Annotated in this window: 16 protein-coding genes, 1 tRNA gene and 1 pseudogene; 9 read left to right on the forward strand and 9 right to left on the reverse strand. The window is 68.5% G+C overall.

What is annotated here, in order from left to right; all coding sequences use genetic code 11:
- The first annotated feature begins 76 nt into the window (after positions 1–76).
- Both DQ392_RS03300 and DQ392_RS03305 read left to right on the forward strand, forming a co-directional pair.
- Positions 77–2,260 carry a DEAD/DEAH box helicase gene (locus DQ392_RS03300; RefSeq protein ID WP_114013936.1) on the forward strand — a complete coding sequence of 728 codons (2,184 nt, stop codon included), beginning with the start codon at positions 77–79 and terminating at the stop codon, positions 2,258–2,260.
- Between the two features lie 112 nt (positions 2,261–2,372).
- A tRNA-Lys gene (locus DQ392_RS03305) sits at positions 2,373–2,445 on the forward strand.
- A 164-nt stretch (positions 2,446–2,609) separates the two neighbouring features.
- Here the strand turns inward: DQ392_RS03305 and DQ392_RS03310 are convergent.
- Together DQ392_RS03310 and DQ392_RS03315 are read right to left on the reverse strand one after the other, a co-directional pair.
- Positions 2,610–4,166: a site-specific integrase gene (locus DQ392_RS03310; protein WP_245981135.1), complete on the reverse strand. Its 1,557-nt coding sequence runs from the start codon at positions 4,164–4,166 to the stop codon at positions 2,610–2,612.
- Positions 4,163–4,843, reverse strand: coding sequence for a helix-turn-helix domain-containing protein (locus DQ392_RS03315; protein WP_245981136.1), 681 nt, complete (start codon positions 4,841–4,843; stop codon positions 4,163–4,165). Before DQ392_RS03315 ends, DQ392_RS03310 begins: the two co-directional genes overlap by 4 nt.
- Positions 4,844–4,938: 95 nt before the next feature.
- Between DQ392_RS03315 and DQ392_RS03320 the strand changes: the two genes are divergently transcribed.
- The 6 genes from DQ392_RS03320 to DQ392_RS34275 all read left to right on the forward strand — a co-directional run bounded on the left by DQ392_RS03320 (position 4,939) and on the right by DQ392_RS34275 (position 10,565).
- Complete coding sequence (locus tag DQ392_RS03320) at positions 4,939–5,169, forward strand: hypothetical protein (protein ID WP_114013937.1); 231 nt, start codon at positions 4,939–4,941, stop codon at positions 5,167–5,169.
- A 556-nt stretch (positions 5,170–5,725) separates the two neighbouring features.
- Positions 5,726–6,880, forward strand: coding sequence for a DUF3631 domain-containing protein (locus DQ392_RS03325; RefSeq protein ID WP_114013938.1), 1,155 nt, complete (start codon positions 5,726–5,728; stop codon positions 6,878–6,880).
- A gap of 161 nt (positions 6,881–7,041) precedes the next feature.
- On the forward strand, positions 7,042–7,632 hold the full coding sequence (locus DQ392_RS03330) for a plasmid mobilization protein (RefSeq protein ID WP_342774903.1): 591 nt from the start codon (positions 7,042–7,044) through the stop codon (positions 7,630–7,632).
- 4 nt (positions 7,633–7,636) lie between these two features.
- Positions 7,637–9,490, forward strand: a complete 1,854-nt coding sequence (locus DQ392_RS03335; protein ID WP_114013940.1) for a relaxase/mobilization nuclease domain-containing protein — start codon at positions 7,637–7,639, stop codon at positions 9,488–9,490.
- Positions 9,491–9,620: 130 nt separating this feature from the next.
- Positions 9,621–10,256 (forward strand): hypothetical protein, encoded by a 636-nt coding sequence (locus DQ392_RS03340; protein ID WP_114013941.1) that lies wholly within the window; start codon positions 9,621–9,623, stop codon positions 10,254–10,256.
- Positions 10,257–10,397: 141 nt separating this feature from the next.
- On the forward strand, positions 10,398–10,565 hold the full coding sequence (locus DQ392_RS34275) for a hypothetical protein (RefSeq protein ID WP_181856249.1): 168 nt from the start codon (positions 10,398–10,400) through the stop codon (positions 10,563–10,565).
- Positions 10,566–10,898: 333 nt separating this feature from the next.
- Here DQ392_RS34275 and DQ392_RS33965 read toward each other — a convergent pair whose 3' ends face one another.
- The 7 genes and pseudogenes from DQ392_RS33965 to DQ392_RS03365 all read right to left on the reverse strand — a co-directional run bounded on the left by DQ392_RS33965 (position 10,899) and on the right by DQ392_RS03365 (position 16,641).
- Positions 10,899–11,711, reverse strand: coding sequence for a DUF6414 family protein (locus DQ392_RS33965; protein ID WP_147266478.1), 813 nt, complete (start codon positions 11,709–11,711; stop codon positions 10,899–10,901).
- A 484-nt stretch (positions 11,712–12,195) separates the two neighbouring features.
- The gene (locus DQ392_RS33970; protein ID WP_147266479.1) at positions 12,196–12,750 is read right to left on the reverse strand and encodes a hypothetical protein; all 555 of its coding nucleotides are present in this window, start codon (positions 12,748–12,750) and stop codon (positions 12,196–12,198) included.
- A 323-nt stretch (positions 12,751–13,073) separates the two neighbouring features.
- Positions 13,074–14,191 (reverse strand): annotated as a pseudogene (locus DQ392_RS03345) (radical SAM protein).
- 65 nt (positions 14,192–14,256) lie between these two features.
- Positions 14,257–14,790, reverse strand: a complete 534-nt coding sequence (locus DQ392_RS03350; protein ID WP_114013942.1) for a class IV adenylate cyclase — start codon at positions 14,788–14,790, stop codon at positions 14,257–14,259.
- Between the two features lie 191 nt (positions 14,791–14,981).
- A complete protein-coding gene (locus DQ392_RS03355; protein ID WP_147266480.1) occupies positions 14,982–15,596 on the reverse strand; it encodes a hypothetical protein in 615 nt (204 codons plus the stop codon).
- Positions 15,597–15,679: 83 nt separating this feature from the next.
- Complete coding sequence (locus tag DQ392_RS03360; protein ID WP_147266481.1) at positions 15,680–16,228, reverse strand: hypothetical protein; 549 nt, start codon at positions 16,226–16,228, stop codon at positions 15,680–15,682.
- On the reverse strand, positions 16,225–16,641 hold the full coding sequence (locus tag DQ392_RS03365) for an ATP-binding protein (protein WP_245981138.1): 417 nt from the start codon (positions 16,639–16,641) through the stop codon (positions 16,225–16,227). The genes DQ392_RS03360 and DQ392_RS03365 overlap by 4 nt, the downstream gene beginning before the upstream one ends.
- Before the next feature lie 215 nt (positions 16,642–16,856).
- On the opposite strand from DQ392_RS03365, the gene DQ392_RS03370 reads away from it, so the two are divergent.
- The gene (locus DQ392_RS03370; RefSeq protein ID WP_114013946.1) at positions 16,857–18,116 is read left to right on the forward strand and encodes an NsdA family TPR-like regulatory protein; all 1,260 of its coding nucleotides are present in this window, start codon (positions 16,857–16,859) and stop codon (positions 18,114–18,116) included.
- Positions 18,117–18,124: the final 8 nt, after the last annotated feature.

Here is an 18,124-nt window from a genome sequence, read left to right on the forward strand (position 1 = left end):
CCGCATCGAGGCGGTTCCTTGCGAATTCACGGAGTTATGGGCGCGTGCCAGTGACTCCGGAAGGTTCTCATTTCGCATGTCTGTAACCACCCATGACGCCGTTGAGCCCGCCCGCGCGGATGACGCGGCGGAAGGCGTAGAGACGGTCGAGACCGTAGGGACGGTCGAGATCGTAGAGACGGTCGAGACCGTGGAAACGGCCGCCGGGACCGTCGTCGCAGCGCCCGAGGCCGCGGACGCGGCGACCGCGACAGCGGAGACGGCGGTGGCCGGCGCCGCGGAGGCGGAGGAGGCGGCCGCCGAGCCCACTCCCACGTTCGCCGACCTCGGGCTGCCCGAGGCCGTCGTCCGCAAGCTCGCCCAGAACGGTGTGACCGCGCCGTTCCCGATCCAGGCCGCCACCATTCCGGACGCGCTCGCCGGCATGGACGTACTGGGCCGGGGCCGTACCGGCTCGGGCAAGACGCTGTCCTTCGGGCTGCCGCTGCTGGCCCGCCTGACGGGCGGCCGTACGGAGCGCAAGCGCCCCCGCGGTGTCATCCTCACGCCGACCCGCGAGCTGGCGATGCAGGTCTCCGACGCGCTCCAGCCGTACGGCGACACCCTCGGCCTCAGGCTGAAGGTGGTGTGCGGTGGCACGTCCATGGCCAACCAGATCTCCGCGCTGGAGCGGGGCGTCGACATCCTCGTCGCCACGCCCGGCCGGCTGCGTGACCTGATCAACCGCGGGTCCTGCTCTTTGGACGACGTCGAGACGGCCATCCTCGACGAGGCCGACCAGATGGCCGACCTGGGCTTCCTGCCCGAGGTGACCGAGATCCTCGACCTCGTCCCCGAGGGCGGCCAGCGGATGCTGTTCTCCGCCACCATGGAGAAGGAGATCGACTCCCTGGTGCGGCGCTACCTCGTCGACCCCGTCTCGCACGAGGTGGACGCGGCGCAGGGCGCGGTGACGACGATGACGCACCACGTGCTGATCGTGAAGCCGCGCGACAAGGCGCCGGTGACGGCCGCCATCGCCGGCCGCAAGGGCCGCACGATCGTCTTCGTCCGCACACAGCTCGGCGCCGACCGGGTTGCCGAACAGCTGTGCGAGGCCGGGGTGCGCGCCGACGCGCTGCACGGCGGCATGACGCAGGGCGCCCGCACCCGCACGCTGGCGGACTTCAAGGACGGCAAGGTCAACACGCTCGTCGCCACGGACGTCGCGGCCCGCGGTATCCACGTCGACGGCATCGACCTCGTCCTCAACGTCGACCCGGCGGGCGACCACAAGGACTACCTGCACCGCTCGGGCCGTACCGCGCGGGCCGGCGAGTCCGGGACCGTCGTCTCCCTGGCCCTGCCCCACCAGCGCCGCCAGATCTTCCGGCTCATGGAGGACGCCGGGGTGGACGCCTCCCGGCACCTCATCGGCCGCGGTGACGTCTTCGACGAGGAAGTGGCCCGCATCGTCGGCGCCCGCTCCCTCACCGAGGTCCAGGCCGAGTCGGCCGTCAACACCGCCCGCCAGGCCGAGCGCGAGGCCAGGAAGCTCAACCGCCAGCTGGAGAAGCTCCAGCAGCGCGCGGCCGAGCTGCGCGAGGAGGCCACACTGCTGATCGCGCGGGCCGCCCGCGAGCGCGGTGAGGACCCGGACGCCGCTGTCGCGGCCGCCACGGAGGCGGAGGCCGAGCAGGCCGCCGAGGAGGCGCGTGCGGAGGCCGCACGCCAGGCGAAGGCCGAGGCGGAGCGCCGCGAGCGAGAGCGCGCCGAGCGCGAACGCGAGCGCGGTGACCGCGGCGGCCGCCCGTCCTACGACCGCAAGAACCGCGACCGTGACCGCGGTGACCGCTCGTACGGCAACCGCGACCGTGGCGACCGTCCCTACGGCCGCGACGGCGACCGCGAGCGCGGCGACCGGCGTTCCTCCGACCGCGGTACCGACCGGGGCGGTTTCCGCCGCGACCGCGACCGCGACAGGGGCCGCGACGAGCGCCCGTACGGCAACCGTGACCGTGACCGCGACCGCAGGGACGGTGGCGGGGACAGCCGTGACGGCGGCGCCCGCGGCGGCTACCGCCGTGACGGCGGCGACCGCACCTTCCGCCGTGACGGCTTCCGGGGCGGCGACCGCCCCTACCGCCGTGACAGCCGCGACGAGCGCCGGCCGCACGGCCGCAGCGGCGACAACCGCTCCACGTCCCACGGCCCGGGCCGTGGCGGCCCCCGCACCCCGGACCGCCGCGCCGACAAGCCCCGCTGGAAGCGCAACAGCTGACGGCTCGTGGCCTGCTGACGCCTGCCACACGCACGTTCGAGCGCGGTCCGAGGGCACGCTACGGGGAATGCCTTCGAACCGCGCCGGACGGCCGGGCTATGCTGCTCGGTGCGGGCCGTTAGCTCAATTGGCAGAGCAGTGGACTTTTAATCCATTGGTTGTGGGTTCGAGTCCCACACGGCCTACTGCCAGCAGGGAGGGAATCCCCCTCTGACCTGCGACGAAGTGCCCGGACCGGGATGATCGGTCCGGGCACTTCGATGTTCGGGGCGCTCTGCGTGAGCGATGCGTGAGCGGACGTCAGCCGATCACGCGGATGCTCGTGCACAGCGTGATCACGAGCCGGCCGCTATGTCCTGAGGTCGAACTGGCGAAGCCACTCGGGATCCCCGTCCCCGACAGTGGCGACCAAGCCTCCGCTCAGCAGCAGCATGTACAGCACGAAGGCCAGCCCACCCTTCTCGCCTTCGCCGTAGTGATCCAGGCACTGGGTGATGGTCACGCTGGGGTTCGCGTCGGGGTGGCCGATGAGACCTGCCGCGTACAAGAGATCGTCGTGTGCGATTCCAAGAGAGTCGGAAACCCAATCGACGGTCTCGCCTGCGTCTTCCTCGGTGATCACCTCGCGGGCCGCGACGAGCCAGCCCATCAGGACGGTGAACACCATCGTCGGGTCGGATGGGTGCTCCCCGTCGATAAAGGAGCCGCCGGGGCCCTGGGAAGGATTCTCCAGCCAGGCAGCGATGTCGGCCAGCAGGACGGCCACGTTGAGGCTGTCGAGGGCGATCGTGTTCGAGCTGCCCTCGGTCTTGGGCTCGGACTCGTACGGGTCCCAGCCGTCGACCACGATCTCCTTGGAGGGCGTGATGAGGCGGGCTTCGAGGTCGATGTCCGGCCACTCCTGGCCCACCGCCTCGCCACGTCGCAGGCCCCGCGTGCCCATCAGGTGGAAGAGGGCGTACAGGCGGTCGCCCTCGGCCGCGTCGAGGAAGGCGCCGAACTGGGCGGGCGTCCAGACCATGACCGAGCCGGGGATCTCGGCCGTCTCGCGCCAGCGCCGGACGCGCTCGTCCGTCCAGAGGAGGGGCTTGGGGCGCTTGCCGGATTCCAGCTCGACGTGGGAGGCCGGGTTGAACGTGATGAGCTGCTGGGCGATGGCCGAGTTCAGCGCGGCCCGCAGAGTACGGCGTACCGCCTGACGCGTGGCCGGCCCCGTCTGCTTGCGGAACGGCTTCATCTCGGCGAGCTTCGCCCGTTCCGCCGCCAGCCGCGCCCGCTCGGCGCCGACGGGCCGTCCCGGCTTGCTGGGCTTGCAGCGGGCGACCTGGGCGCGGCGTGCCTCGTTCTCCGCCGCGATCACCTCGTTCTGGTCCGCGATGGCGTCGAACATCGCCACCAGGTGGCCGACGTTGAGGCGGTCGAGTCGTACGTGGCCGATGTGGGGCCCCAGATGGGCGCGGATGTGGGAGGCGTAGCCGTTGAGCGTCGTCCTGCGGCGCTTCTTCGCCGCCAGCCAGCTCTCCAGCCACTCGCCAATCGTGAGGCTGCCTCGGAGGTTCAGGCCCGACGTGAGGCGCCGACGGGTCTCCTCGACGTTCGGCAGCGGTACCTTCTCCCGGCTGACCTCCTCCAGCATGGCGGCGACCAGTTCGATGCTCTCGGGGTCGTCGGAGTCGGCGAGGGCGAGGAGCGCGCGGACGTGGTCGAGAGCGGCCTGGGCGGCCTTGAGGCTCTCGTAGCCGGCGCGGCTGAAGGAGCGGCGGGTGCCGTCGGGGTGGGGCGGGAGTTCCTGCCGTACGGAGTACGAGCCATGCTTGCGGCTGGAGAGCTTGGGGCACTTCTTGCCGAGCGGCTTGCCGGTCTCGGCGTCGCGGCAGTAGCAGCGGCGGTGCGTAGAACCCTTCAAAGGCGTTCCTCCGGGGCGGGGTCGGATGCGGACTCGGGTGGATCCACGTCTTCGAGTCCGAGTGGCAGATCGGGTGGGACGCCGCCTTCCTCGCAGATTTCCCGGCGGAGGTGGCGGAGGTTGTACTTGGCGGAGATGGCCTGGTCTGCGTACTCGCTGCGCCTGCGCTCGGCCTCTTCCTGCCGGGCGCGGCTGGTGGCGATCCTGGCCTCGAACCCGGCCCGCCCTTCCTCTTCGAGCGTGGCGAGGGCGGTGTGGACGAGGCTGGTATGGCGCTCGAACTCGGAGAGCAGTCCTGCGTCGTAGCCGAACACCTCTTGGTCGCCGGTGAAGTGCCGCAGCGCCTCCCAGGTGGGCACGAGTTCCTCGAAGGGGAGTTCTTGGGTCTCCTCGACGTATCCGACCGGGAAGATCAGGCAGATCGGGTACGTCTCCAGAGCCGCCGCCAGGACCATGACGTCCACGAGCGGGAGGCTGGCCCGCCGCCCGGACTCCATGTTGGCGATCACGTTGCGTGGGACGGGATGCCCAAGCTCCTCACACCGGTCCGCCAGGTCCTGCGCGCTCCATCCCATCTCCTTCCTTCTCCGCCGGACTTCACCGGCCACGTTGGCTTGGACCCGGTCCACCCACTCCGGGACGTCATCTTCATCAGCATCCAGATCGTGTTGTGTCATGTAGACACACTAGCTTGGTCATCCTGATTGGTGACGCCTGGAGCCGGACGTGATGCGCGCGTTCGCCGAGGGCTGTGCCGAAAGGGGCGCGCTGCATGCGCGAAGACGCGACGAACGGACACTCGAAGGGGATGAGCCGGGAGGAGATTCTCGCTCTTCCTGTAGCGGTTGACCTGGATACGAGCAACCGCGCGTTGGGACTTGGACGGAGCAAGGGGTACGAGCTGGCGAAGCGGGGCGAGTACCCGTGCAAGGTGCTGCGGATCGGCAACGCCTACCGGGTCGTGACCGCGGATCTGCTGAATCTGCTCGGGCTGGCTGCGTGAAGGGGCGGCAAGATAGCAGACGGTTCTGCGTTGAGCTGACACAGAATCGCTGGACTGTTGCCGGGAGTGGACGTACGGTCCGTGTTCCCTCGCAGCGGTCGCAGCGCCGCCCGCGAGAGAGCCCCCGGCGGGCCAACGCCGGAGGCTCAGCGAACTCCCTTACGCCTTCACACGATCCGGTCGCCGGAGGGCCACGCATGCCCGCAGGCGCCAGGTGAGGAGTTGCCTCATGCAACGTACGACATCCGCGCCCAATTCCGGTCCCGAGAGGATGCCTTGGCCTCCCGTCGCGGTCCCCGGACGGGGCCGTGGTCCCCACGGAGGGGACGGTCCCAGCGCGGAGCGGGAGGGGACCGGTCCCCGGTCCCCGTCCCCTGCCGACCGCGTGGGGACCGTCCCCGCCTCTCCACAGGACAGCGGCTTGGGGACCGGGACCGAACCGGTCGAAGGAGCGGGGACCGACGTGCCGACGAGCGGGACCGGGACCGTCGGGGACCGTGGTGGCGAGGCTGAGTCAGTGGGGACCGGTCCCCACACTTCACCGGGACCGCCGCAGATGGATGGCCCGACGGGACCGGTCCCCGGGACCGGTGAGGGGACCGAGGGCGACGCGGCGGAGCTGTTGGACGAGCTGCGGTCGGCCATCGCGCGGTACATGATCCTGCCGGGGCGGGAAGCGCTGGACGCGGTCACGCTGTGGGTGGCGGCCACGCACCTGCAGCCTGTGTTCCAGCACGCACCGAGGCTCGCGGTGGTCGGCCCGGCCAAGCGGTGCGGGAAGTCGCGCCTGCTGGACGTGGTCACCGAGACCGTGCACAAGCCGGTCATCACGGTCAACGCCAGCACGGCCGCGATCTTCCGGTCGGTGACCGAGGAGCCACCCACCCTCCTGGTGGACGAGGCGGACACGCTCTTCGGCAACCCGAAGATGGCGGAGAAGAACGAGGAGCTCCGTGGCCTGCTGAACGCCGGTCACCAGCGCAACCGCCCTGCCCTGCGGATATCCGGGCCCGAGCACAAACCCACGGAGTTCCCCACGTTCGCCATGGCGGCCCTGGCCGGAATCGGGGAGCTGCCCGACACGATCATGGGCCGGTCGATCGTGATCCGGATGCGCCGCCGGGCACCGGGGGAGAAGGTCGCCTCCTTCCGTGCCCGCCGCGACACCCCCGCCCTGCACCGGCTGCGTGACCGGCTGAAGGCATGGGCCGGTCAGATCGCCGGTCAGGCGGTCGAGATGGAGCCGTCGATGCCGGTCGAAGACCGGGCGGCGGACACCTGGGAGCCGCTGGTGGTGGTCGCCGAGCTGGCGGGCGGTCAGTGGCCCGCCACGGCGCGATCAGCGTGCAAGATCATGTCCGACTACGAGGCCGGTCAGGACGAGGACGGCGGTTTGAAGATCCGCATCCTGGCCGATATCCGGTCCGCCTTCGCCTCCTGCGGCGATCCCGAGGCCCTGTCCACCAACCGGCTCCTGTCCGTCCTCAGGGAGGACCCGGAAGCCCCGTGGGCCGAGTACGGCACCAACGGCCTGACTCCCCGCGGACTGCAGTTGCTCCTGAAGGACTACGGCATCCAGTCGGCCAACATCCGCTTCCCCGACGGCGGCCAGGCCAAGGGCTTCTCCCGCAACAGGTTCCTGGATGCCTGGGCCCGCTACTGCCCAACGACCCGGGTCGCGACCAACACCCCTGCCGCGAGCGGCGGCTGACCCGTATCGACCGGTCCCACCCGTCCCCGCGCAGGTCAGTGAGGGGACGGGTCTTGGCCCCGCAACGAGTCGACCCGTCACACCCCGCTGACCCGTCCCTGTCCTGACCAGGCGTGCAACCAGTGGGACGAGTGCAACGCCACCGAACCGAGGAGCCGCGCGTGCCCGAGCATGAACCCGCAATGAGGCCCACCACCGTCACCACCGACGGCGCAGCAAGTTGTCGGGTAAGGAGTCCTTACCTGGCCTCCGCCCCAGGGGAGGCGGAGGCGTCCGGCGCCGGGGCGGCACCGGATACGGTCGGCCCGGGGGCGCCGACCGAGGGAGGGGGCGACGAGTCGTCGTCGACCGTGCCGCAACAGTCTGCGCCGCGCCGTCGTCTGCGTGACAAGCAGCTACGCGAGCACCGCGTCCACCCCCGCTACAACGATGCCGAGTTCGCCTTCGTCGAGAACGCCGCCGCCCGAAGCGGCATGGCCCCAGGCGGCTATGTGGCCGAGTGCTCGCTGGCCGCCGCCCGCGCCGACGACCCCACCGCCGCGGTCGCGGACTACCGCGCCATGGTCAAGGCGCTGATGGCCGCCAACCGCCAGCTCGGCATGATCGGCAGCAACCTCAACCAGCTGACCCGGCACCTCAACCAGCACAGCGCTTGGCCCCACCGCAGCCACGTCCAGCACCTCCTGGAGCACGTGGAGGCGTCCGTCGCCGAGGTGGACGCCGCCGTCCACCGGGTCACTGAGGGGCGGTGACCCGGTGCTGCCCAAGATCATCTTGGGTGCGGGCCCGGGAGCCACTCGCCGCACCATCCACTACCTCTTCGGACAGGGCCGCGCCAACGAGCACACCGACCCGCACCTGGTCGCCTCCTGGAACGGCTTCGCCCCCGACCCCGGCCGCAGCCCGCACCGCACTCCACAGGATGTGGAGAAGCAACTCGCCACACAGCTCGACCAGCCAGTGAAGATGCTGGGCGACAAGGCCCCGAAGCACACCGTGTGGCACTGCCCCGTCCGGGCCGCCCCCGAGGACCCGATCCTGACCGACGCCCAGTGGGCCGCCATTGCCCACCGCATCGTGGCTGCCGCTGGCATCGCCCCCGAAGGCGACGAGGAAGCCTGCCGTTGGGTGGCCGTCCGTCACGCCGAGGACCACATCCACATCGCCGCCACCCTTGTACGCCAAGACGGCCGGCGACCCAGCCGTGACTACGACCAGCGGGCCGTCCAGAACGAGGCCCGCCGGATCGAAGCCGACTACGGGCTCCGGCGGCTCAAGCGCGGCGACGGCACCGCCGCCAAACGCCACACCAGCAAGGAGCACTTCAAGGCCAAGCGCCAAGGCCAGGACGCCACATCCCGCGAGATCCTCCGCCAGCGCGCACGCCGCGCCGTGGCCGCAGCCTCCGACGAGGCGGAGTTCTTCGCGTTCCTGGAGGCGACCGGCGTGAACGTGCGCCCGAAGAGGGCCCCGTCCGGTGACATCACCGGCTACAGCGTCGCCCTGCACGGCGACGTCAACCTGCACGGCGACCCCGTGTGGTTCTCCGGATCCACCCTGGCCGGAGACCTCTCCCTGCCCAAGGTCCGTGAATGCCTCACCACTACCCGCCCCGAACCCGTCACCACCCCCACGGCAAACCCGTGGCACCAGGCAATCGCCGCCACTGAGCGCATCCCCCACCACCTCGTCCAGGACGACGAGCACGCAGCCCAGGGCCAGCTCGCAGCCCTCGGCGCCACCCTCGACCTGCTCCCCCTGATCGCGACAACACCCGTGAGGATGGAGCTGAATCGCGCCGCCGCGGCCTTCGAGCGCACCACCCGCTCCCGCATCACGGCGGACCACCACAGTGCCCGCACCCTGCGCCGCAGCCTCCAGTTGATCTGGCGCAGCCCTTCTCCAGGAGATGACGGTTCCGGTCTGGCCATGCTGGTCGATGCCGCGCTCACCGCCGCAGTCTTCGCGATGCACTGGCACCGCACCCGCCAGCACGCTCAACAGGAAGCAGCAGCCAAGCAGGCCCTCGTACACCTGCAGACCGCCTCCACGAGGATCGCCGGTCCCGTCCTCGACAGCCTGGCCCACCGCACGCCCACCCAGCAGGTCAAGCGCCGCTACGCCCAGCACGTCCAGCAGGCCGTGCCCGAGCACGTCGAGCGCATCCTCGACGATCCCGCCTGGGACGCCCTCACCACCGTCCTCGCGCAGGCGGAAAAGGCCGGGCACAACGCGGCCACCGTCCTCGACCAGGCCCTCGGCCAGCGCACCCTGGACGACGCCCACAGCCCAGCACGCGCCCTCACCTGGCGTATCCGACGCCTCGGCGAACGCCACGTCCCCAGCCCTCTCGCCCAAGCAGCCAAGGCCCGCACTACCGTGCCCACCCGCCAGCCAGCACGATCGCAAGAGCCCCGTGCCTTCAACTCCTCCACCGGCCACTCTGCCTCGCGACGCCGCGGGCGATGGGCCGTAGCGCAGCCGGGGAGCGACGCTGCTGACGGTAGGTCGTGGCTGAAGCGGTCGGCTTCTCGGCTTGACGCAACCGCTGGATGTGGGCCTCGAAGGCCATCGGGCCAAGTCGGGCACTTGCGGTCAGGCGAGGAGTGACTCGATCCGCGGGCGAACGCAAGGGGCCCCGATCGCGAACGCCAAAGCAGCCCCAGCCCGAAGCTGCTCCTCCGACCTCACGTAGACGAGCCTGTTCGGGGCACCATGGCAGCAGGTCAGCGTCGCTGGCATGCTGGCAGATCCGAGTATCGGACCGCAGCCCCAGGGGGACAGCGTGATCGTGAACCGGCACGTCAGCAGCGAACAGCCCGATGAGCCCGACGAACTGGAACAGCACCTCCCCCAGGAACTCAATGTGACGCTCAACTGGCCTGAAGACGGCGCTCTAACGGTCAGCCATGGCGCCAGCATCGCGGCTGCTGCAACCTGCGACACGGCATATAGCCAGGCAGCCAACGGTCATTTGATCGATCTCTTCGCGGCGCTTCCGTTGCCAGGGACCGCAGAAGGGCAAAGCTTCTGGAAGCGCATGCGTGACGCTGGGGCGAGCGGGGCCCTGAACATCGACCCCGCCAACATGGGCGGCCCGTTCTTCGACTACGTTCGTCGCGGCAATGAGAGCGGCGTTGCCTCCCGGGTCCTGAGCTTCCTGGCCGAGCTGACACCATCTCAGCGCACCGCCGTGGCAGAGGTCATTGGCTCTGCTCTCGATAGCGGCACCATTGGCGTCAGCGGCCGATACGGGGGTGAGCTGTGGCTAAGGGACGCAGAGATGAGCGCATGGCGCGTGGCGCTGGCCAGTCGACGGCAATTCGAAACGTCACAAGACCGGAAGCAATTCTTCGAAGCATGGCGCCGCGCCTGACCCCCGGAACAGCGCATCAGAAGTTGACCGTGCGACAGATGTATCCGATCGTGCGGTAAGCCATCGGGCCCACCGAGCAGTCGCGATAGTCGGACGTGACGACGGCCCTCCGACCGAACATCCAGGTCGGGGGCCGTCTTCATGATGATCGCGATCACGCTGGACGAGGAGCCCTACACGCAAACCCGCTCCTCGCTCGATGACGGCCAGCGGACAGCGGCGCGTGACTTGGAAGAGGGCAGGCACCACACGCTCGCCCTCAAGCAGCGCATCACGGAATCGACTTGGACGACCAACCCCATCACCTGACGATCAGTACACGAGGCGCGAGCGTAAAACTCTCTCTATGACTTCAAGGCGGCCCGCTGACGCGGCCCGCGCGTGGCCCGGCGGGACCGCGCCGCCGCTCCAGTCTCCGCCCCGCCCCGCCGCCCCGCGCGACTGCAGACGACGGCGATTTGAGGTCAGAGAAGAAAAGCGTCGTGGCAAGGGTGGTCGTTAAGTAGCCACTTCGGCACGAGCTTCGATGAGGGAACCCATTCCGGGAACTATGGAAAAGTCAGCCAGATCCATTGTATGGAGACTCCCCTGTCGCACCAAAGTGGTCAGGTAACACCTTGCGCTAGAATTCTCCGCTTCTATTTACCTGTAGATCGCCAGGATGTCCAGCGTAAGAGCTGGTCCGTGCAGCGTCGCGTCGTCACTCTCCAGGTCGCTGGAGACTGCCTCTCTGCGCTGCCGCCTATTCATCAGCGACGCGCCAGGAAGTGCAAGCAGGGAATGGCTTTGCCCTTCCTCCCACCTCTTAACGATCTTACCTACGACGCATACCTCGTCTTCCAATGCGTCGTGAATGAAATCCTTCTTGAGTTTTCCAGCAATTTGCGGAGAATCTTCACCCTGATCCCCAATGATCACTACATCAGACTGAAAAGCTCGGGTCATTGTTCGGGTGGCCTCAATCTCCTCATCGCTCGGAAGGTCATCCGCTGACTCTCCTAGGGCGGGTGCCATCGATCTCAGTGCACCCATCATGTCAAACATTTGCCCTAGCTGTTCGGGCTGGCTCAACATTTGCACCGTTGGGGGGATTTCGATTTCTGCCGATACGCTGATGAGCTGACGAATGGTGAGTCTGGGAAAGGATTCGCTGAGGTCCAGAACGTCTTCGTAATCCCATCTCTCCGGGTCACTTTCGAGATGTTCAATAAGGCGAGTGAAGCGCTGGGCAGATGTCTCGCGTACTACTTTCTCGTGCTCTTCACTGGTTCCCTTTTCTCCGGAAAAATTGGCGCCCGCAGCAGATGCTCCGAGGTTAACTCCGCCCTTTTTTCCGCCAGTGCTTGTTCTGCGCACTGTGGACTCATCTGAAATTCCACCCTCTATCCTGGAGAGATAGTTGTGCAATGAATTCTCATTCAGGTAGAGGAAGTCGGGCAATGCGGGGACCGGCATAGCATCCTCCTGTCAGTCGTGATTAGGCTGTTTAGGTGAGTATAGGTTAAAAATCGGACTTCTGCCTGGTTCCACCCAATCTGCCGGTGCCGTCCTCGCTCGCACGCTCCGGGCAAGCGGTTCAGCCTGTCGGCACGGTGGCGCGGCTGAGCCCGGAAGCCGGTACCACGAGCCACACGCGCGCCTGGTCGTTCGGCGCTCCCGCCGTCGTCGGACTTTCTGTGGCTGAGGTCCATGCGGGGCCGTTGCGGTACAGCAGGGAAGTACAGCAACCCCGGCGACCGTTGGCACCTGGCGCTGCCCCTCCCACGCCCCGCAGCTGCCGGTATGGCCCTCACCGCCCCACCCATCTCCAGTTTGCAGACAGGACGTGCACCCTCCGGCCAGCCCTGCACCAGATCGCCCGGTGATCCCTGGTCAATAGTGATCACCTATCCTGATCTCCAGTGCCAAAGCAGCTCCGGCCCAAAATCGTCGCGGAGATCTAGACTATTTCCCCTCCACCGCGAAGCCTTTTGCTCGCACTCGACACAAAACGCTCGAACGCAGCCTCCGCTTCGTTAAGGTTCATCAACGACTCGTAATTACTGGCCTCTGCGTCTGAAATTGCCTCGTCGTTCCCCCTGCTCCACGCGTACATATAGGGGCCGACGGCCCGCACAGCACGCTTAGCAGCCTCCAGCACCGGGCGTGAAGGGGCATCCTCACCATCCAGAAGTGAGATGCGTCGATGACGCCGTTCAAGATCGCTATACAGCGTCTCGGAGCGATACACCATGGTCTTGTATTGATCGAGACTGCTCACTATCCAAAGTGATGTTGCCACCTGCAGGATTTGCACTTGAAGGTCTTCCCACACGGTGCAGAACGCTGCATATGCCTGGTACCGATCCGAGTGGAGAGAGTTGGCTGCGATCGTCAGTTGCTCGATGTCCCTCGCCTGCACCGCAGGGCCATGCACGGTCGAGTGATCAAGCAAATTGACCGCATCAGTCTCTGAGTGGTCCCAAGGCATGTACTCGTCACCAGGCGACTCCATGCCCCGCATGATACGTAGCCAGCGCCGCACCACACCGCACCAGATGCACACCAGAACGGCCGGTGATCAGCGGTTAATACCGGTCAGCACGGCCGTCCATCTCTGGCCAGCGAACCGCTCATCCGCCCAGCTCGGCCCCGCAGTCGCCGTCAAACGATCAGTGATTCCCAAGCTCAGAGCGCGGTTCGATTCCCGTCGCCCGCTCCATGTCGCCCCCCGGTCGGATGACCTGGGGGCCTCTGCTGTTCAGATGCTCACTCATCGCGTGCCAGATCCGTGGCCGAAGCACGGCTGGCCCGCCGCTGGGGCCGGGAGCGGGGCGTTCAGGTTCGGATTGGCTCCCACTCGGGGGTTTGGTGGAGGGCGATGAGGCGGGCGGCTTCGTCGTCGCGGAAGTTGCGGACTTCGGTGCAGCGCTGGCTCATGACGAATTCGCCGAGGGGGAGGCAGAGGTCCATGCGTTGGATGCAGACGCCGATCATGAAGGGGCCGTTTTTGGCGCGGTACATGCGGACGCCGTAGTAGCCCTCTTGGCAGTCGCGGTCGTTGTTGAAGCGGCAGCCGGTGCAGGTGTCGGGGAGGCGGACGGGGCGGATGCTCTTGGCGTAGAGGGTGCGGCCGTCCGGGAGGCGGTAACGGGTGCGCTGGTCGGAGGCCCCGGCAGTGAGGACGCGGAGGTCGGGGGCGGCGCCCAGGTGGTCGATGACCTCGCGCATGGCGGCGAGGGAGGCGCCGTCGTCCTCCAGGTTCACCAGCATCCGCACGATCACGTCGCGGCCGTGTTGCTCGATGATGCGCAGGACGCGTTCGACGTGGTGGTGGTCGGGGATGACGATGTTGGCCGAGACCTTCACCCCGTACCGGGTGGCGGTCTCGATGGTGTGCGCGAGGGCGTCGAGTTTCCGGGCGGCCAGGCGGGGTGAGGCGAGGCGGGGGGCTTGGACGGCGGCGAGTTCGTCGGGGGTGGTGCCGAAGACGGACAGGTTGATGCGGTCCAGCCCGGCCTCCGCGCACGCGGGGAGTACGGCCTGGCCGTTCTCGCCGTTGGAGGTGAGGCCGACGGTCAGGTCGAGGCGGCGGGCGATGCGGATGAGGCCGGGCAGGTCGGGGTGGAGGGTGGGTTCGCCGCCGGTGAAGTGGACCTCGTTGATCGGGAGGCTGCCGCGGACAGCGGCCAGAGCGAGCGCGAAGTCCGAGTCTGCTGGGATGCGCTGGGGCAGGAAGTCGGCGCCGTTGGTGGCCAGGTAGATCGAGACGCGGCCGGAGCGGCCGGGGGTGCCGGTGTAGGCGTCGGGTGGGCGGTCGGTGTTGTCGGTGGCGACGGGGTGCCTTCGTTGTGGCAGAAGGTGCAGGCCAGCCCGCACGCGTCGATGATCTTTACGCGGAGGGTGCGGTCGGGAACGACCGTGACGGGGACGTCGTCGGCGTGTGGGTCGTGCATCGTTCCGCCTTCCGTGCCCGACCGGGGCAGAGGGGTGTCCCGGTCGGCGGGGTGTGGGGGTGGGGTCAGAAGCGCAGGTCGGTGATGGTGTCGAGGTCGATGCCGTGGCGGGCGTAGATCTTCTGGGTGTTCTCGCTGGTCAGCTCGTCCTTGGGGATGCCGAGGCGTTCGGCGGTCTGCCAGACCTGTTCCTCGTCGTCGCCCTCGATCTCCAGGTACGGGGGGATGCGGGGCCAGGTGTCGATCTCCAGCCGTACGCCGTCCAGGAGCCAGGAGCTGCGCCGGTTCTCCTGGTAGGAGCGGTGCGTGAGCCCCATGAGGCCCAGGAGAGTGTGGGTGTCCTCGAAGGAGCCGACAGTGGTCTCGGTCTCCTGGGTGCCGTCGATCGCGTCCGAGCTGATCGTCTTGACGCACAGCGTCACCGCGCCGCCCGCGTCCCGCATCCGCACCCAACGCCCTTGCATCGGGGGAATGGGGTCGTAGACGTAGCGGCGCATCAGCCGCTCACCGTGGAAGGTGCCGCCCGCGGACTTGATGCGTGCGGCCATCGCCTCCGGGTCGATCTCCAGGGCCTTGGCCTCGTACTCGACGACGTGCATGGGGTGCCAACTTCCTCTCGTGCGGGATCGGACAGCGGAGTCTCGCAGCCGGTCGGGGTCGAGCAGCCGCGCGTTCAACCGGTCCTCCACCGGGACGGCGAACGGGCGCGGCATGCTCGGCCGCGGTCTCGGTCTTCGGCAGCGGGCGAGAGTGCGCCGAAGCTTCCGGAAGGCAGCCAAGATCTCGTGCCTCACAGCGCGATGCGCAGATCGTGCGGGTCGACGGGGGTGACCTTGCGCAGTTCGCGGATCAGTTTGGAGGCGAGCATCGAGTGCAGGCCCGGGTCACCTTTGGGCAGCCAGATGTCGGTGTCGCCGTGGTTGAGGCGCCAGCCGTCGGTGGTGAGGCGGTAGCTGACCCCGCCTACTCCCCATAGCCGGGGCGCCCTCGCCCGCAGGGCCGTGAAGGCGCCGCTCTTGGGGCATACGGCCAGCGAAAGCCGCGCGTCCTTGGCGCACAGGGGCGGCATCGCGCTCAGCGCGCCCTCCGGCCATGAGGGTGGGTCCAGTTCGTTGCGCCAGTCGAAGAAGAGCCACCCGTCCTTGTTGCGGTCCGCCGGCCCGCCGCAGACCTGGCACCTCATCGCGTACATGCACTCGTACTGCCGCCCCGGATGCATGCACGCGAACTCCGGCCGCCCGACGCCCGGCGAGTACGAGCACCGGGCCCACAACACCCCGAACCCATCCCGATCCGACGGGAGTTCTCGCCCCCGGTAGGTCAACCTGAGAACGGGCGTGATCTCGACGGCGAGCATCGCCTCGACGACCGCCTTCTCGCTGTCCCACATTGCGACGTATGGCACGCGGACAGACCGACCAGTGACCGGATGCTTCGCATACCGGGGCACCCGTCCCTGGCCCAGAGAGAAGAAGGCTGCGGAGGGAGTCATGAGGTCTTCACCTCTGAGCCTCGCCAGCCTTCTCGCTCCAGGAGTGAGAGCAGGTCCCGTGCCGTTCGGGCCGTCTGGCGCGCTGTCGTAAGGGACGACTCGCCGTCGTCGCGCGCGGCAGCTCTGGCACGGGCCACCATCTGCGTCACCACGGCCCGACCGGTGTCCAGTTCGACTGCGGCGGCCTCCGCTAGGGCGTTCAGGTAGGCACGCAGGGCGTCGGTGGTCGGGCCCAGGCAAGCCTCGTCCGCACCGTCGAAATGCCTGCTGAGCACGTACTCGACCGTGCGGCGGACAGCTTCGGGAGTCACGGCGAGGACCTCGTCCTGCTCTTGGGCCTGCCACCGGCGCATCGCCTCCAGAAAGCGGCGAAGGGTCGCGTCGTCGGTGGTCTCGACCGCGGACTCACCGAAGTCCGGAAGTACGCGGTCGCATGCTTCTCCCGGGTTCCGCCGTTCAGCCAGCGGGGCTTCGGGTGCACGTGCCGCAGGTGCCTGCCGGGTCACGAGGACGAACCGGCGGGGCCGACGGTGTCGGGCCGTCACGTCGCCGCTCCGTACGCGATGTCCGCCCACACGGTCTTGCCGCTCGTGTGCACGTCGGTGCCCCAGTCGGCTGCGAGGGCGGAGAGCAGGAGCAGCCCTCTGCCCTTCGTCTCCTCCTCACTCGGGCACCGCAGCACAGGCCGGACGCGGGATTGATCCGTGACGCGGACGCGTACGCGGAACTGCGCGGACCGCTCGATGCTGAAGACCAGACAGCGCCCCGCACTGTGCTGCACCGCGTTCGCGACCAGTTCCGACGTGACCAGCGAAGCGTCGTCCAGCAGCGCTTCAAGGCCCCAGACGCGCAACGCGGTGGACACAAGGTCGCGGGCGTGACGTGAGGACTCGGGCACGCACGAGAACGCCTGGCTGTATCCGGGTTCGCCGATCGACGTCGCTCTTGCCGCGGTCATGGTCACGGGTTTTCCCTCCGGGGATCGGTCGCTCGACCAGAGCGGCCTCCCCTCACGCAGGGGGCGGTCGCGGGAGCCGGTCCGACTTTCAGGACTCCAGCCAACCGCCCGAGATCGCTGCGGACCACGGCATCCATGCGGCAGCCTTGATGCACCTCTGATGCATGGGGCGCCGCAGCGGGTATGGCCCCAGTCAGGCGGGGAGGGAGAGCACCATGCGGTTGTCCGAGCGGCGAAAAGCCATGGGCTACTGTCAGGAGAAATTCGCCCATGCGCTCGGCGTCGACCGCACAACGGTCGGCCGTTGGGAACGCGGTGAGACCACGCCCGAATGCGTCCACCGGCCAAAGATGGCCGAACTCCTGCGCCTGGACATCACCGAACTCGGCCGCATGCTGGACCCACCACCAGCAGCCCACTACGCGCAGCCGGCACAGCCCCTACCCCGTCCCGTTCACGGCCCAGGTGAATCCGACGAAATGATCCGACGCAAGTTTCTGCGCCTGCTCACGGTGACCGGAGCCCTGACCGCCCTGGGACCCGAGGCAGCCGACGACATAGCGGAAGCCGCCGAGCGCGGCTCGGCCGACGACTACCGCCGCATGAACGAACACCTCTGGCAGGTCTACCAACTGGCCCGCTCCAAGCGCTCCGTCCACGGCGTCGTCCAGGACCAGCTCGACGCGCTCGCCGACGCCCTGAAAACCGGCTCATCACGTCGGGCCGGTGCGATGTGCGAAGCCGCAGGAGACCTCTTCCAGCTCTCCGGCGAGCTGGCCTTCGACAGCAACCGCTACACGGACGCCGCCGCGGCCTACTCCGTGGCCGCCTCCGCCAGCGACAGCGCGCACGCCTTCGACCTGTGGGCCTGCGCGCTCGTGCGGCACGCCTACGTGGACATGTCCGAGCGGCAGTTCGCGGAAGCCACCGAGACCCTGGACGTCGCCCGCACCATCGCCACGCGCGGTGACCCCGCCCTGTCCACCCGCTACTGGGTCGCCTCCGTCCAGGCCGAGGCACACGCGAACCTCGGCGACCTGAACGCCTGCCAGCGCGCCCTCGACGAGGCCCAGAAGGTCACCGACCTCCCCGGCCCCGTCCACAAAGGGGGATGGCTCCGCTTCGACGGCGCCCGCCTCCCCGAAGAACGAGGAGCACGCTTCGTCCAGCTCGGGCGGCTCGACCTCGCCGAGAAGGCCCTCAAGAGCGCCCTCGACTCCGCCGCGCTGGCCAAGGGAACCTCCTACCGCCGCCGAGGCTCCGTCCTGGTCGACCTCGCGCTGATCGGCGCCAAACGCCACGACGCGGAACAAGCCGTCATCCATGGCCGAGAGGCATTGCAGCTCGCGCGGCAATCGGGCTCGGGCTACGTCGCCCGTAGACTCCAGACGCTACGGGACGATCTGCGCTCCTACGGCCACGACCGCCGCGTAGCCGAACTGGCCGCCGACATCGGCAGCCTGCACGCGACGTGACGAGAGGG

This window comes from Streptomyces reniochalinae, assembly GCF_003323735.1.
In the GTDB taxonomy this organism is placed as follows: domain Bacteria; phylum Actinomycetota; class Actinomycetes; order Streptomycetales; family Streptomycetaceae; genus Streptomyces; species Streptomyces reniochalinae.